This is a genomic window from Pseudomonas japonica (genome assembly GCF_900188455.1).
In the GTDB taxonomy this organism is placed as follows: Bacteria; Pseudomonadota; Gammaproteobacteria; order Pseudomonadales; family Pseudomonadaceae; genus Aquipseudomonas; species Aquipseudomonas japonica.
In genome coordinates this window covers 45,323-61,748 of sequence record NZ_FZOL01000031.1, presented here as the reverse complement: position 1 = coordinate 61,748, position 16,426 = coordinate 45,323, and the positions used below count along the sequence as shown (strand labels likewise).

Here is a 16,426-nt window from a genome sequence, read left to right as displayed (position 1 = left end):
CACCTGATAGGTGGTGCTGCCCCAGCCCGCGGCGACGCCGTTGCCACCGTCGACGAACTCGACGTTATCCAGCCGGTTGACGCCCAGCTTCTGCAACGTGACCGCATCGCGCGGCCCCTGCAGCTTGTTGGCGTAACGGGTTTCCTCAATGACATTGCCGGCAGCGTCGTAGCTGCGCTCGCTGACGTAACCCAGGGCATCCACGGTGAACCGACGCTGCCCGGCCTCGTTGTAGACATAGTCGGTGACCCGCTGCTGCGGATCCGCCAGCGTGCCCTGACTGATCCGCAGCACGTTGCCCACGCCGTCGTAGCTGTAGCGGGTGCTCAGTTGCAGTCCGTTCGGATCGACGACGGTCTGGGTCAGTTGGCCCTTGCGGTCATAGCTGTAGTCGGTGGTGCGTGCCGAAGCGCTACCGGCGAACTCCACTACCTTGATCTGCCGGCCCGCCGTGTCGAACGCATAGGTGGTGCGCTGATTGAGTCCGGTCGGGTCGACACTGCGCTGGACCACCCGATTGGCGGCGTCGTAGTCCAGATGCGTCACGATCCCGCGGGCATCCACGCTCTCGCTCAGGCGCCCGGCCTTGTCGTAGCGCTTGACCTCGGCGACCTGGCCCAGGGCATCGAGGGTCCGGACCAACTGGCCTTCTCGGTTGTATTCGTACTGAGTGACGTCGCCTTTGCCGTTGACCGTCTTCAACGTCTCGCCGTGGCGGGTCTTCCAGGTGCTGACCCGGGTGCCATCGGGCAGCGTCACGGTGACGCTGCGGTTGCTGTCGTCGTAGCTGTACTGGGTGATTTGACCGAGGGCGTCCACCTCCCGGAGCGTGCGGCCGAAGGCATCGAACTCACTGCGGCGGGCCTGGTTCAGGGGATCTCGGACCACCACGGTGCGGCCATTGTCCTGGTAGTCGGTGCTGGTGCTGTTTCCCGCTGCATCGGTGCTGCGGATGACGCGGCCAAAAGCGTCATACATCGTGGTGTCGGTAAGGTTGAGCCCCCCGACATCGCGAGTTTGACTGATCCTCTCCCCCCGCAAGTTGTAGCCGAAAGCCGTGGTGACCTTGCGATCGCCAGCGATCACGCGGATCTGCCGCAGCAACTGACCGTATTGGTCGTACTGGTTCGTGGTGCTGATGCCCTCGGCATCGATGCTGCTCAGCAGCAGGCCACGGGTGTCGTAGGCCTGGGTGGTGCGGCTGTCGAGGTTGGCATTGCGGATGGCCGCGACCAGACTGTCCAAGGCGGCGGTCTGCAGGCCACCGCCGAGACTGGCGACCGTGCCCACGGCCAGGCGGTTGCCCAGTTGGGTACGCTCGACGGCATCGCCGAAGGCGTTGTACTTCGTCTCGCTGACTTCGCCGACCGCGTTGATCACCCGCGTCAGGCGACCGGTATTGTCGTAGTACGACAGAGTGCGATTGCCCATGGCATCGGTGACGCTGGCCACGCGCCCGGCAGCGTCATAGCTCCAGGTCATGCCGTACTGGCTGTAGACCGCCGCGACCTGTGCCTCGCTCATGCCGGCGCTGATCTTGCCGGAAGCTTCGCCGAGCAGCTTGCCGAGGGTCTGGCCGAAGGCGTCGTAACGGGTACGGGTGCTGCGTTCCTCGGCAGTGCCAGCCGCGGAGGTCTCGCGAACCAGGCGTCCGGCGGCATCGTATTCGAAGGTGGTCACGGTGCCGTCCGCGACGACGCGCCGGGAGACCCGCCCGAGGTCGTCGTAGTAGGTCACGACCGCTTCACTGCTACCCGGGGCAACCGTCGCGCGGATCGCAGCGAACCCGGTCGAGGCATTCAGCACCCCGGTGTAAGCCGTGAAATAGCGAATGCTCTGGTGAGCATTGCCGCCTTCGTTGTAGACGGTCTCGCTGACGAAGCCCTTTTCGTCGACACTGCCGATCTGCCGACCCGCACCGTCGTAGAAGCTCCAGGTGTTCAGACCACCCGAGGCCGGACGCAACTCGGCCAGACTGCCGTTGGCGCGCAGTGCCGCAGTGGTCACGCCTGAGTAGCGGATCGTCTGCTGCAGTTGACCGGCCGCGTTGTAGAGGTTTTCCCGCAGGTAGCCTTCGGCATCCAGTTGCCCGACCTGGCGGCCATCGGCGTCGTAGAAGGTGCGGGTGATGCGTTCACCGGTCTGCTGGCGGACCAGTTGGCCACGCCCGTCATAGGTGTACGTCGTGAGCGTACCTACGGCATCGGTGCTGCCGACCAGGCGCCCGGCCTGGTCATAGGAAAGCTGGGTGAGGCGGTCTGCCGCATTACTGCCTGGAAGGACCTGTGCCAGCGTCACGCTGACCGTGGTGCCATTGAACCAGGCACTGGTATCGGCGGGCGTGGCGTAACGCAGCTCGGTGATGCGTTGATCGTTCTGGTTGTAGGTGTAACGAGTGACGTTGCCGGCCCCATCGACTTCCGCCCCCACCCGGCCGAGCTGATCGTAGAAGGTGAAGGTGCGCACGCCGGTGGCGTCCTGCCTCATGTTCAGGCGTCCGGCGGCATCGTAGAAATAGCTGATGCTGCGCGAGGCGACGCCCGCGGCGGTTTCCTGGACGGCGACCAGGCGCCCCTGGAGGTCGTACAGCTGGGTCTGGGTCAGGCCGCTGGCCGTGGTGACCGCGATGCTGCGCTGACTGCCGTTGTAGACCGTGGTACGGGTGCCGCTGGCGTCCATCTGGCCAAGCACGCGGCCCATGCCGTCGTAGGTGGTGGAGCTCAGCAGAACCTGGGTGCCCCGATCCAGCCCGCGTCCGGCGAGGGTCTGCAACAGCTGGCCCTGGGCGTTGTAGACATAGCGGGTCAGCTCGGCCGCGCTGTCCAGCAGCCAGTTGCCGCTGGCGTCGACATTGGCATAGGCCACACGCAGGATCAGATTGCCGCGATAGTCGTAGTTGAAACCCGTCAGACGGGTTTTCGCGTGGTCCTGCGCCGCGCTCCAGGCCGCCAGGGACGACTCGCTGAGCGCGCTGGCATCTGCCGTCCCCGCAACCGGATAGAGGTTGGCACCATGAATGATTTCCTGCGCGCGCAGACCGCGGGCTTCATAGGTGTACTCGACGACACTGCCCGTGGCACTGACCACGAAGCGCAGGCGCTCGGCGTAGTCGTAGACATAGCGGGTGACCTGCGCCGAACTGGCCGGTGGCTCGCTCCAAGTGCCGTTTGCCGCGTTCCAGATGGCCGGCACGCTGTAGTGGATCTCGCTGAGCATCTGGTTATTGGCGTTGAAGACCCGCGCCACGGTGACGCCCTTCGGATCGCGCTCGAGAACACGATTGCCGCGTTCGTCGTAGGCATAGCTGACAGTATTGCCGTGGGTATCGGTGACCCGGGTGACGTTACCGTCGGCGTCGTACAGATAGCCGGTGTAGAAGATTCGGCCATCTTCCGCGGGCGACTGGACATAGGCCAGCTGGCCTTTCTCGTCGTAGTAGTAGCCCCACTCCTGGTTCAGCCCGTTCTTCACACCGGTGCGGCGATTGCCCAGGTCGTAGCTGAAGGTGGTGGTGCCGGAAGCATCGGTGACCGTGCTCACCCGGTACTCGCTGCCCACCTGCACGTAGGTGAAGCTGGCCGTGCTGCCGTCGCTCTGGCTGATGCTGGCGATTCGGAAACTGCTGCCGTCGTAGGTGTAGGTGGTGCTGTAGACATTGCCGTCGGCGACGCTGTTGTCGTCCGGGGTGAGGTCAGTTTGGACCCGGGTCAGTCGTCCATAGCCGTCATAGTCGTAATACACCTGGCTGGTCAGCGGACCACCCGCGACCTCGCGGGTGTCCAGCCGCTCCAGCTTGCCGGAAGCGTTGTAGGTCATCAGCAGGGCCTGACCGGAGCTGTCGCTGACACTGGTCAGCTTGCCATTGTGGTAGCCGTAAGTGATCAGCGTGCCGCTGGTATCGCGTACCGAAACCAGCAGGCCGCTGCTGCCGTTGTAACGCTCGATGCTGCGGGTCGAGCCGTCGGTCCAGTACCACTCGCTGGTCTGCGCATCCCACTGGATAAAGTCGTGAGCGCCGTCGCCCTCCGTCGACTGATAGCGCGTGCCGTTCCAGTTGTAGACCGTTTCATGGCCATCGCCGGTGGTGCGGGTCAGGCTGCTGCCCGCCGCCAGAGCGGTGCCGGTGAGGATCACGCGACGCTCGCCGTCCCAGCGCCAGCCATCGCCGTCGCCATCGTTGAGCGCGCCAAGAGTGTTGTAGGTGCGAGTGTGGAACAGGTCCTGTCCCTGGCCGGAGAGTTGTTCGTCGGTAAAGCGCAGGATCAGGTTGCCGGTACTGGCATTGACCCAGGCCTTGCCCCCGGCCTGCCCCAGCGTGCCCTGGCCGAACGAACCCGCGGCGGCGCCGAGGATGTTGAGCGAGGTGTTGAACAAACCCAGGCCATTGCCGGCGACGACTGCAACCATTGTCCCTGATCCCCTGATCGATCGGGGCGTCATGGACAACCCCAAAAATATCCTGGCTGCGGTGAAGGCAGCCCCTATGGGAGCTGTATGCCGGGATTCTGGGAAAGGTTTAGGGGGTGGGTGATTTTTTGTGATCGCTCAAAGAGCGCTAGACCTTGACCGGGGTGACGCTTTTGGTGCTGGAGGTGGCGACGCTGCCGGTGAAGGCATACAGGCTGACCATGTCCTGTTGCACTCCGCTCTTGCGCTAGGTGTTCGTCAGTAAAGCGCAGGATCAGGTTGCCGCTGCTGGCCTGCCCCTGCGCGCCCTGGGAGCTGTATGCCGGGAGTTTGAGAGCGGTTCAGGAACAGTCAGGCAACCGCCGCAAATCAAGACACGTCAGCCCCTGAACACAAACCCTTGCGCCGAGCGTGTCGTTACATAGTGCGCCAGATAATGATCGAGCACGGTTTCCGGATCCTCGAGCAGCCGGTAATCGGCGAAGTCGTCATTGCTCACGTGATAGAGCTTTCCATCACATTGGCCTTCGTCGAGAAACAGCGCATCCCCTGCATCGGTCAACAGCCAGCAATACAGGGATTGCGCGCCGGTCCGGCCGACAAAATCCCGGATCAGCGATTTCTTCACACCGCGCAGTTCCCGATAGCGCTCGAGACTCAGACGCCCACTGTAGGAGAAAGGAGAATTCGTCCAGTCCATGGGCGGGTACGAACGCTCGGTCAGCACGAATGACCAGAAATGGCGATAAAGCTCTTTCCAGCCCGTCGGCAGCATGGCGCAGTTCTCCTCGAAAACCGGCCCCTCGGTTTCCAGCGACAGCGGTACCAGATCGAAGAACAGATTCAGCGCAGGCCCTTCAGCCACCAGGGAGGCCATCCAGACACCGGCATGTTTCTTGAACAGTACCAGCGGCACCGCGTACTCGCGCTCGATGGCCGCTACCGTTCGAGGAAACGCCGCCGCGAAACCGGGGAACATTTCGCTGACGGATGCGCCCAGCCCGGCGATCACGGTGCCCGCAAGGCGCTGGCGCTGCGCATCGTCAAGATCGGCCGCACTGGAGCACACACGATCGTACCTGTCCCTATCAAGCATCAACGTCCTCCGTTGTTCAGTCTGTTGAAAACCTGTATCTGCTGACTGATTCTTTCCCGCAACAATCGTTGCTGAATCTGCAGGTTTTCAAGGTATTCATCGTTCAGGCCTTCGCCGCCGAATCTCTTCCAGTCCAGTCTCGCACTCTTCGATGCGTTGAATGACTGAGGCAACGGTTGCAGATTGCCGAGCTCGACGCGGTCTTGAATGATATCCCTCATCTGCGATCGGGTCAGGTTCTTGAAACCTGGCAGTTCGATGATCCTGCTGACCGGGAAGATATGATCGACCGCCAGCACCTCGCCTGCGGCAGGTGCCACCAGCGTGTTGCTGCGAGGGTCGAGATAACCATTGCCCTGGAACCTGTCGCTCATGGCCTTGGTCACCGTGGTGATGCGCTTGCCAAGGCTTGGAATAAAGATCCCGCCCCCAACGGTACCGGGGGCGAACGCTGGCGGCACGTAGACCGAGTTGCGATAGTACTTGACCCCGGCCCGCACCACAGCACCCGTGGCATCGGTGGTCGCGCGCAGGGCGAGTCCACCCGCGAGCGTACCGGTCAGGAAGCGCACACCGTCTTCGGCGATCTGCGCACCGTCGGTTTCCCTCAGGTAACGCCCGGTCGCATCGACGGTATTCTCGAGCACTCCGCCAGGATTGTTCCAGACCTCATGACCCAATTGGGACAAGCCCTCCAGCGCCTGCCCGCGAAGCTGGGTGTCGGTCACCAGACCGGCCATGACCGCGGAGCTGTCGAGCAGGTCGAGCGCGGCATTGGAAACGCCGCGGGCGACCCGCAACGACATCATCTGCAGCGGACCGTCAGCGCCCGCCACCAAAGGATCGAGCGCAGCATGCAGAGAGGTACGCGCGTCGCCGGACCAGTTCAGCACATTCTTGTAGCTGACGGCCGACACCGCCTCCTGCAGGGCGTCGTAGACGTGACCGTCCGAACTGGCCCCGACCGCGTACCACGGGTAGCTGCCAGCATCGAAGTCGAACAACGGCTCGCGCGGATCCGGGGTGATGATGGTTGCCGGGAGCTCGACCACCGGCCCCTGCGCAAGCGATGAAGCCAGGGAGCCCGAACCGGTCGCTGCCAGTTTGCGCAAGGTATCGGCGGCGCTGAAGGCGAAGTTGGCCAGGACGTTGCCGAACGCATCCGCCGCGACGCTGGAATAGTCGGGCTTGTCGGCACCGAACCATTTGTCCTTGATGAAGGCATTGGCATGGGCGGCAACCTGGCCCCTGAGAATCAGGCCGCCCACCCCGGGCTGGACGATCTGCCCACTGATATTGGCCGCCAGCGCCGAGGCGGCCAGCCCGCCCCAGCTGAAGGCGCTGTCCAGGCCGACGACGCGGTTGGCCACCTGGCTGCTGGCATAGTTGAAGACGCCCAGCGCGGTGTAGCCCAGCGCATCCTTGCCCTTGAGCACTTCGGCGGCGGTCTTGATCCAGGACCCGGCCTGGGCGCCCCTGGCCAACGCCCCGGCGCCAGACGCAATACCCGCGGTCAAGCCGCTGGCTGCCACCTGCCGCCAGGAAAACTGATCGACCGCGCCCATGGCCATGCCGGCCAATTGCGCCGCCGCACTCCCCGCGGCAGCGCCAACGATCGCTCCGCCCACCAGGGCCCCGGTGCTGATACCGGTGATCGCCCCACCGGTCAGCGCCGCGGTCCCGACCGCTGCATAACCGCCCGCGGCACCGACGGTTGCCGACGACGCGGAGGCGAATGCCGCCGCGCCCGCACCGGCGGTATAGACCGCGACCACGACCGCTACCACGACCATCACTACGGCGGCGATGCCGCCGCATTTCTTTTTCTTCGGCTTGGGCGGTGGCGGGAATACCGGGGTCGGCGTGGTATCACCAATCACGTCGCTGGCGTTGTAAGGCTTGAAGGTAGTGGCGTCGTTGTGGGTACTGCTGACGACGTTGGGAATCCGGATGCTATCGCCAGCGACCAGCGCCTTGGACGGATCGATACCGTTGGCATCGGCGATCAGGTACCACATCTTCGAATCGCCCCAGACCGCCTGGGCGATGCTGGCCAGGGTGTCGCCCTGGCTGACCACGTAATTGCCGGCGGTACGGCTCGGATACTCCTCGGAGACGGGCGTCAGGGTATCGGTGATCTGCGCCGCACTGAGGTTGCCGTAGTTGGCCAGCGCCGCCCCCTGGTAATAGAGGTAGCTCTGCGTGCGCTGATAGTCGGTGCCCTGTCGCGCCGTCAGCAGCCCTTCCTTGTTCGCGGCAAAGCCCTGATTGAGGATCGAGCCGTTGTAGGTCATCACCCCCGTCGCATTTCCACGCACATCGAAACTGGTGCTGTTCCAGCCTGGCGTGCTGGAAAGATTGGTGGTCACCTCGATGTTCTGTTCCTTGTAGGTATCGAACAGCGCGAACGTGCGGACGTATTTACCTCTGTAGCTGACGGATACGCCATTGGCCCCATACACCACATAGCGATAGGACGCCTGGTTGCCGGCGGCGTCGATCATCCCGGCTTCGCCGAAATAGTTGGCCTGGGTCTTCAGCTCGGCGCCAGCGGATATCTTCGCCACCACCTGGCTGATCATCTGCCCGTCGCCACGGAAGCGGTAGGTGGTGCGTTCTGTCGCAACGTTGTTGGTGTAGGACATCTGGCTGGAGCGGTTACCCAGCTCGTCGTAGGTCGTTCTGAACAGGACCTTTTCCGGGTCCGCGCCCAGTACCGCGGCAGAGGCATCGGCACCGGCGGCACGGGTCACCAGCCCGCTGCGGGCCTCCAGCACCTGGCCCATGTCGTTGTAGCTGTAGGTGCTGCGGGCATAGCGCTCACCACCGGCGATCGAGGCGCTCCACTCTTCGGAGGACAGCCTTCTGCCGGCGGCGTCATAGGCAACCGCATAGCCCTTGGCCTTGCCCGCGAGCACCTGGCCATTGCTCTGATAGCCCTTTCCGACGAGCACCCGCCCCTCCAGGTCGTACCGGTACCAGTCATCGATGACCGTTCTGCCGCCGGACTGGTTGGTGGTGTCCATGTACGCCCGACGCCGGTTGCCCAGTTCGTCATAGTCGTATCTCAGGGCATCGACACGGCCGGTACCCGCCGAGAACGGCATGAAACCGACGATTTCCTGACCCGCTGGCGCCTTGACTTCCTTGAGACGTCCGAGCTCATCGAACTTGAAACGCCGGTCGGTCTGGCTGGAAGCTTCGATCCAGAACACCAGCGTGTTCTTGTAGTAGGACTGGCTGGATTCGCGCAGGCGCTGTCCGGCCTGATCATACTGGTAGCTTTCCACCGACCATTGGGTATCCCCCATGAGCGAACCGACCTGCTCGTCGCGGATGCTCTTCAGCAGCCCGTTGCCGTAGTAGTCGTACGTCCTCTGGTAACTTGAAATGAGCTCGCCCTGGTAATAGGCCGGGTTGATTTCCTTCGACACCTGCCCGAACGCGTTGTACGCGTAATTGAACGTCTGCTTCGACAGGTCCGTGCGCACCGTCATACGTCCGTAGTCCGCCTCGTTGTACGTCCAGGTCAGGCTGTTGCCCAGCCCGTCGATCTCCGCCACCTTGCGGTTGGCCTCGCTGAACACGAAGGTCTTCTGGATGTTCGACTCGTTGCGGGTGCGCACGATATTGCCGCGCTCGTCGAACAGGGTGAAGCGCGTGTTCCCCGCCACCCCGGCGAGGGTGCTGCTGCCGTCGGCATTCGCCGTGCTGGTGAGGGTCTCGGTCACCGTGGTCGCGCCCGTGATCTCGGCATACAGGCGCCCGGCCTGGTCGTACTGGTTGGTCAGCTGGACGACCTTCTGCCCGTTGCGCACGACGCCATGCCGGGTATGCCGGTCCATGGCGTCGTACTCGTCGTAGGTCACCACGCCCAGAGGATCGCGGGTACCAACCCGGTTGCCGTGGGCATCCACCGCGTAGTAGCGCGAAACACCCAGTGCATCGATGTCCCGCACCAGGTCGCCGGCCTGGTTGTAGACGTGCTGACGGGTGCGCAACAGGGTGGCGCCGACCAGGTCCGCTTCCTCGATCAACTGGCCCAGCGCGTCGTAACGCTTCTCGTGGACCAGGCTGGCACGGTAGCTGGTGCCGTTCTCGCGCAGGATATCGGTGACCGGCAGGGTCTCGGCGAGCAGCCGGTTGTTGTGGTCATAGCTGTAGGTGGTGACCTTGCCACGGGTATCGGTGCGACTCAGCACATTGCCCCAGCGATCGTTGCTCAGGCGAATGATCGGCGTGGTCAGGGTCAGGTTGAGGCTGTTCAGGGTATCGACGTTGACGTTGGCCTCGAAGGCCGGCAGATGCTGTTCCAGCGCCCGCCCCAGCAAGTCGTTGCGGATATAGGTGACGCGATCGTCGGCCGCTGTCGCCAGGTTGCCCAACTGGGCACTGCGACTGGCCTTGCCACTCAGGTCGTAGTCGACCTGGGTCACACCCTGGGCATTGGTCTGCCTGGTCACCTGGCCGACCCGGTTGTACTCGTAGCGGGCCTTGGCATTGCCGTTGAGCAGCTCGGCGGTGATTTCGCCGAACAGGTTGTAGGTCACCGTATTGCTGGTGCTCTTCTGCACACCGTTGTCGGTGTACCAGTCCGTGGTCCCCAGTTGCTGGCCCAGACGGTCATAGCTGTAGCTGCGCCGCAGGGTCTGGTTGTTGTTGAGCCAGCCGGCCAGGCTGCTGCTGATCACGCGGGTCTCTTCCAGACGGCGGCCGGCGACGTCCACCTTGAAGTTCTGCGCGGAACCGCCGGCGTCGTACTCGCGCAGCAGATGGCCGGCGGCGTCGTACAGGCTGCGGGTGATCTGCGGCAGACCGACCTGCCCTGCCCCGGCGCTGCGCTGCTCGTTGACTACCTGGCCGAAGGCATTGACCCCGTACTGGATGGTCGGCGCAGCGGACACCGGTGTCTCGAACGGGTTGGCAACCCCCGCCCTGGCCGTGGCCCGCACCGGCTCGGTGACCTTCGTCACCTGGCCGAGGGCGTTGTATTCGGTGCTGGTGACGTTGCCCGCGGCATCGGTCAGGGTCCGCACATTGCCGACGCCATCGTAGCTGCTGCGACTCACCAGCACATCGCCCTTGACCAGGGTCATGGTGGCCCGAGTGGCATTGGCGGCGAAGCTCTGCTGCCAGTAGCTGACCTTCTCCTGAACGGTTTGCACCAGACGGTCCGCGGCATCGTAGACGAAGCGCAGGCTGCGATCCCCGGCATTGCCCGCAGGCGTCGGCAGGGCCGCCTCGCTCCAGTTGGCCAGCGCCGTGGCGTATTCGACCTGGCGCGTGACGTTGCCGTTGCCGTCGTACTCCATCCGCGTGTAGTAGCCCAGCGCATCCACGCTGCCGATACGCTGCCCGGCCGGGTCGTAGTAATGGGTCGTGGCGATCTGCTCCAGCACCGAGGCGCCCGTGCTGTCTCGCGCCACCAGGGTTTCGCGCGTCACCTGGCCAAGGGCGTTGTAGCTGTAGACACGGGTCGGTGCGACCGTCTTCAGCGCCGACGTGGCGACATTGCCGGTGAAGCTGTAGAGGCTGACGAAGTCCTGCTGCACCTCGCTCTTGCGCCCGATACGGTCGTAGCGGGTGATCAGGGTACGGTCGTTGCCGGCGCTGGCGGGCAGCGTCGTGGCAGTGAAGTCGGCCAGTTGGTAATAGCCGCTGGCGGGCACCGCGGCATTCAATGCCGAGGCATGCCGGCGGGTCAGGGTGACCTGGCCGAAGGCGTTGTACTCATAGGCCGTCACGCCCTTGAGCGCGTCCACCTCGTAGCGCACCCGACCGAGCACGTCGTAGGCCTTGTAGCTGTCGACATAATCGTTGGCGAGCACACCGCTGTTGTTGATTCGCACGCGATTGCGCACGGCATTGCCGAGGCCGTCGTAAGTGACCTCGGTGGTGACCTGGAAGGTATTGGCGGTGCCGTCGGAACCCTGCTGGTACTGAGCAGTGGCCTTGTTGTACCAGCCCGGGCTGGTGATCCGCACCTGGCGGCCGAGGGCGTCGTAGGCGTAGCTGCTGGTCCGCGCCTGGCTCACATCGTCCAGCGCCGGGTCGCTGCTGGCGCTGGCGCGCAGACGGCCTTCACTGCGACTGAGGATGTTGCCGAGGCCGTCGTAGGCATAGCGGGTGACCAGCACCGCGGCCTGCCGGGTGACCGTGCCCGCGTTGTCGATCCTGTCGACCGAAACCACTGGCGTGATTTCCTCGAACAGCCGGCCGAGCTTGTCGTAGCGATAGTTCCAGACCTGGCCGTTCTTGTTGACCAGGCTGATGCGGTTGCCGGCGGCATCGTAGCTGTAGGACTCGCTGTAGCCGGCCGGATCGACCAGGCTTTTCAGGCGGCCGACGGCATCGTAGAGGTAACGGGTGCGATGATCCCCGGCGCCGACGAGGGTGGGCTTGAGGGTATTGCTGGCCGCGGGCGCCAGGAGCATCTGCAGCGTCGCGACATCCCGCGCGCCCTGCAGCTTGTTGGTGTAACGGATCTCCTGGGCCAGGTTGCCCGCCGCATCGTAGATCCGCTCGCTGACATAGCCCAGGGCATCCACGGTAAAGCGCAGCTGTCCGGCCTGGTCATGCACGTAGTCGGTGATGCCGCCAGCGGCATCGATCTTGCGCGAGACCCGGCCTTCGGCGTCGTACTGGTACTGGGTACGCAGGTTCAGGCCTTGCGGATCGACGCGTTCTTCAAGGCGCCGGCCGAGGTTGTCGAAGAGGTACTGGGTGACCCGCTGGGCCGGGCTGGCCACGGTGCCCAGGCTCACGCTGAGCAGATTCCCGGTGCCGTCGTAGCTGTAGCTGGTGCTGAGCTTCTGCCCCGCCGGATCGACGATGCTCTGCTTGAGCTGCCCCTTGCGGTCATAGCGGTATTCGGTGATCCGGGTCGAGGGGGTGCCGGCGTTTTCCACCACCCGCACCTGGCGCCCGGACGTATCGAACTCGTAGGTCGTGCGCAGATTGAGGCCCGTCGGGTCGACGCTGCGCTGGACCACCCGGTTGGCCGCATCGTAGTCCAGACGCGTCACCACCCCTCTGGCATCGACACTTTCACTGAGCCGCGCGGCCTTGTCGTAGCGCCTGATTTCGGCCACCTGGCCCAGGGCATTCAGGGTCCGGACCAGTTGGCCGTCGCGATTGTATTCGTACTGGGTGACCTCGCCGTTGCCGTTGGCCACCTTGAGGGTCTCGCCGTGACGGGTCTTCCAGGTACTGATCTGCGCACCGTCGGCGAGGGTGACGAGCATGCTGCGACTGGCATCGTCATAGCTGTACAGCGTGGCCTGACCGAGGGCATCGACCTCCTTGAGCACTCGTCCCAAGGCATCGAACTCGCTGCGCCGGGTGCGGTTCAGCGAGTCGCGAGTCACGATGGTGCGACCGTTGTCCAGGTATTGCGTGGTACTGGCAGCACCCGTCGCATCGACGCTGCCGATCAGCCGTCCATAGGCATCGTAGCTGCTGCTGGAGGTCAGGTTCAGGCCGCCGGCGTCGCGGGTCTGACTGATCCGCTCGCCGCGCAGGTCGTAGGCGAAGGCGGTGGTCACCGTTCTTCCGGAGGCGATGACGCGGATCTGCTTCAGCACCTGGCCGTACTGGTCGTACTGCTGGGTGGTGCTGATGCCTTCGGCATCGATGCTGGTCAGCAGCAGGCCGCGCCTGTCGTAGGTATGGGTAGTGCGACTGTCGATGCTGGCGTTGCGGATGGCCGCCACCAGGTTGTCCAGGGCGACATTCTGCGGACCGCCACTGAGCGCCGCCAGACTGGCGCCGGCGAGACGACTGCCCAGCTGCGTGCGCTCGACGGCATCGCCGAAGGCGTTGTACTTCGTTTCGCTGACCTCGCCGAGCGCATTGATCACCCGGGTCAGGCGGCCGGCGGCATCGTAGAACGACAGCGTGCGGTTGCCCATGGCGTCGCTGACGCTGGCGACCCGACCTGACGCATCGTAGCTCCAGGTCATGCCGTACTGGCTGTAGACGGCGGCGATCTGCGCCTCGCTCATGCCCGCGGTGATCCGCGTCGAGGCCTCGCCCAGCAGCTTGCCGAGGGTCTGCCCGTAGACATCGTAGCGGGTGCGCACGCTGCGCTCCTCGCTGGTACCGGCGGCTGCGGTCTCGCGCACCAGGCGGCCGCCGGCGTCGTACTCGAAGGTGGTCAGCGTGCCGTCCGCCGCGGTGCGTCGGGACACCCGGCCAAGCGCGTCATAGGCCGTGGTCAGCACCTGACTGCCACCGTCGATCACGGCAGCACGGACCGTGGCGAAACTGCTCGTCGCATTCAGCGCGGCGCTGTAGGCCCGGGCATAGATGATGCTCTTGCGGACATTGCCGGCCTCGTCATAGACCGTTTCACTGACGAACTGACGCTCATCGACGCTGCCGATCTGCCGCCCCGCGCCATCGTAGAAATACCAGCTGCTCAGGCCCGCACTGCCTGGACGCAGTTCAGCCAGACTGCCACCGGCACGCAGCGCGGCATTGGTCACAGCGGCATAGCGGATGACCTGCTGCAGTTGGCCGGCAGCGTTGTAGCGGTTCTCCCGCAGGAAGCCCTCGCTGTCCAGTTGTCCCGCCTGACGGCCAGCGGCGTCGTAGAAGGTGCGGGTCACCCGCTCACCGGTCTGCTGGCGAACCAGTTGACCGCGACCGTCGTAGGCATAGCTGGTCGGCGTGCCGACAGCGTCGATGCTGCTGGCCAGCCGTCCGGCCTTGTCGTAGGTGAAGCGGGTCTGGCGGTCGGCCGAACTGGCCGCCGGAAGCACCTGCGCCAGGGCAACCGTCACCGTGCTGCCGTCGAACCAGGCGCTGGTGTCGACCTGGGTGGCGTAGCGCAACTCCGTCAGGCGCTGGTCATTCGCGTTGTAGGTATACCGGGTGACGCTGCCCGTTCCGTCGACTTCCGCCGCGAGCCGGCCAAGCGTGTCGTAGAACAGATAGCTGCGCACCCCGGCGGCATCCTGCTTCATGCTCAGGCGCCCGGCGGCGTCATAGTAATAGCGGGTGCTGCGCGAGGTCGTGGCGGCGGCGGTTTCCTGAATGGCGATCAGGCGCCCTTGGGTGTCGTAGAGCTGGGTCAGGGTCAGGCCGCTGGCCGTGGTGACCGCGATGCTGCGTTTGCTGCCGTCATAGACCGTGGTACGGGTGCCGTCTGCGTCCATCTGGCCCAGCACCCGGCCCATGCCGTCATAGGTCGTCGAACCGAGCAGCACCTTGCTGGTCCGTGCGCTGCCACGCACGGCCAGGGTCTGCAGCAATTGCCCATGGGCGCTGTAGACATACTCGGTGATCTCCGCCGCGGCATCGATCACGCCATTGCCGCTGGCATCCGCCGTGGCGTGGAGCACGCGCCGGTTGAGGTTGCCGCGGTAGTCGTAGGTCATCCCGACGATCCGCGCCCGGGTCATGTCCCGCGCCGCCGCCCAGGCGCTCAGCCCGGCCTCGCCGAGGGTCGCCGCGGGCGTCAGGCTGGCGAGCGGATAGACGAGATCGCCATAGGCAATTTCCTGGGTGCGCAGCCCCCTGGCGTCGTAACGGTACTCCAGCACATTGCCGGCAGCGCCGACGACGAAGCGCAGACGCTCGGCCGCGTCGTAGACATAACGGGTGACCTGGGCCGAGGTAGCCGGCGGCTCGTCCCAGCTGCCGCTGGTGGTATTCCAGGTCGCCGGCAGGCTGTAGCGGATCTCGTTGAGCAACTGGTTGCCGGCACTGAACACCCGGGTCACGGTCACGCCCAGCGGGTCGCGTTCGAGAATCCGGTTGCCGCGCTCGTCGTAGGCGTAACTGAGCACGCTGCCGTTGCTGTTGACCCGAATGACATTGCCGTCGGCGTCGTAGCTGTAGGCGGTCTGGAACACCAGGCCGTTTTCCGCGGGCGACTGGACGGCCGTCAACTGTCCCTTGGCATCGTGGACATATCCCCACTCCTGGCCCAGGGCATTGCGCACCGCCGTGCGACGACTGGCCAGGTCGTAGCTGAAGGTGGTGGTGCCGGACAGGTCGGTGACCGTCTTGACCCGGTACTCGCTACCCACCAGCTCATAGCTGAAGCTCGCCGTGCTGCCGTCGCTCTGGCTGATGCTGGCGATGCGGAAACTGCTGCCGTCGTAGGTGTAGCGGGTGGCGTAGACGTTGCCATCGCTGATGCTGTTGTCGTCGGGGGTGAGGTCGGTCTGTACCCGCGTCAGGCGGCCGGCGGCATCGTATTCGTAGTAGACCTGGCGGCTCAGCGGTCCATTCGCCACTGCTCGGGTGTCCACTCGCTCCAGCTTGCCGGCGGCGTTGTAGACCATCAGCAGCGCCTGCCCGGAGCTGTCGCTGACGCTGCTCAGCTTGTCGTTCTGGTAGCCGTAGGTGATCAGCGTGCCGTTGCCATCGCGCACCGAGGCGAGCAGGCCGTTGCTGCCGTTGTAACGCTCGATGCTGCGCGTCGAACCGTCGGTCCAGTACCACTCGCGGCTCTGCGCATCCCACTGGATGAAGTCGTGGGCGCCATCGCCCTCGGAAGACTGGTAACGCGTGCCATTCCAGACGTAGGTCGTCTGGTGGCCGTCGCCGGTGGTGCGGGTCAGGCTGCTGCCGACGGCAAGGGCCGTGCCGGCGAGGACCAGGCGCCGCTCGCCGTCCCAGCGCCAGCCATCGGCGTCGGCGTCGCTCAATGCGCCCTGGGTGTTGTAGGTGCGGGTGTGGAACAGGTCCTGGCCGAGTCCGGCCAGTTGCTCGTCGGTGAAACGCAGGATCAGGTTGCCGCTGCTGGCATTGACCCAGGCCTTGCCCCCGGCCTGTCCCAGCGTTCCCTGCCCGAACGAACCCGCGCCTGCACCGAGGATATTCAGCGAGGTGTTGAACAACCCCAGCCCATTGCCGGAAACGACTGCAACCATTGTTCCTGTTCCTTGTTTCGCCAGGCCGTGATGGGCGCCC

General features: G+C 64.8%; 3 protein-coding genes. All 3 read right to left on the bottom strand.

Annotated elements, in window-relative coordinates; all coding sequences use genetic code 11:
* On the bottom strand, window positions 1-4,407 hold a 4,407-nt coding region (locus CHB99_RS26855), incomplete at its 3' end, for an RHS repeat domain-containing protein (RefSeq protein ID WP_089266688.1).
* Between the two features lie 379 nt (window positions 4,408-4,786).
* Window positions 4,787-5,503, bottom strand: coding sequence for a hypothetical protein (locus CHB99_RS26850; RefSeq protein WP_042128989.1), 717 nt, complete (start codon window positions 5,501-5,503; stop codon window positions 4,787-4,789).
* Window positions 5,503-16,386: a LysM peptidoglycan-binding domain-containing protein gene (locus tag CHB99_RS26845; RefSeq protein WP_042128991.1), complete on the bottom strand. Its 10,884-nt coding sequence runs from the start codon at window positions 16,384-16,386 to the stop codon at window positions 5,503-5,505. Before CHB99_RS26845 ends, CHB99_RS26850 begins: the two co-directional genes overlap by 1 nt.
* Window positions 16,387-16,426: the final 40 nt, after the last annotated feature.

Excerpts from the sequence above, each read along its gene's own strand:
- CHB99_RS26845 (WP_042128991.1), bottom strand. The coding sequence starts at position 16,386 with ATGGTTGCAGTCGTTTCCGGCAATGGGCTGGGGTTGTTCAACACCTCG.
- CHB99_RS26850 (WP_042128989.1), bottom strand. The coding sequence starts at position 5,503 with ATGCTTGATAGGGACAGGTACGATCGTGTGTGCTCCAGTGCGGCCGAT.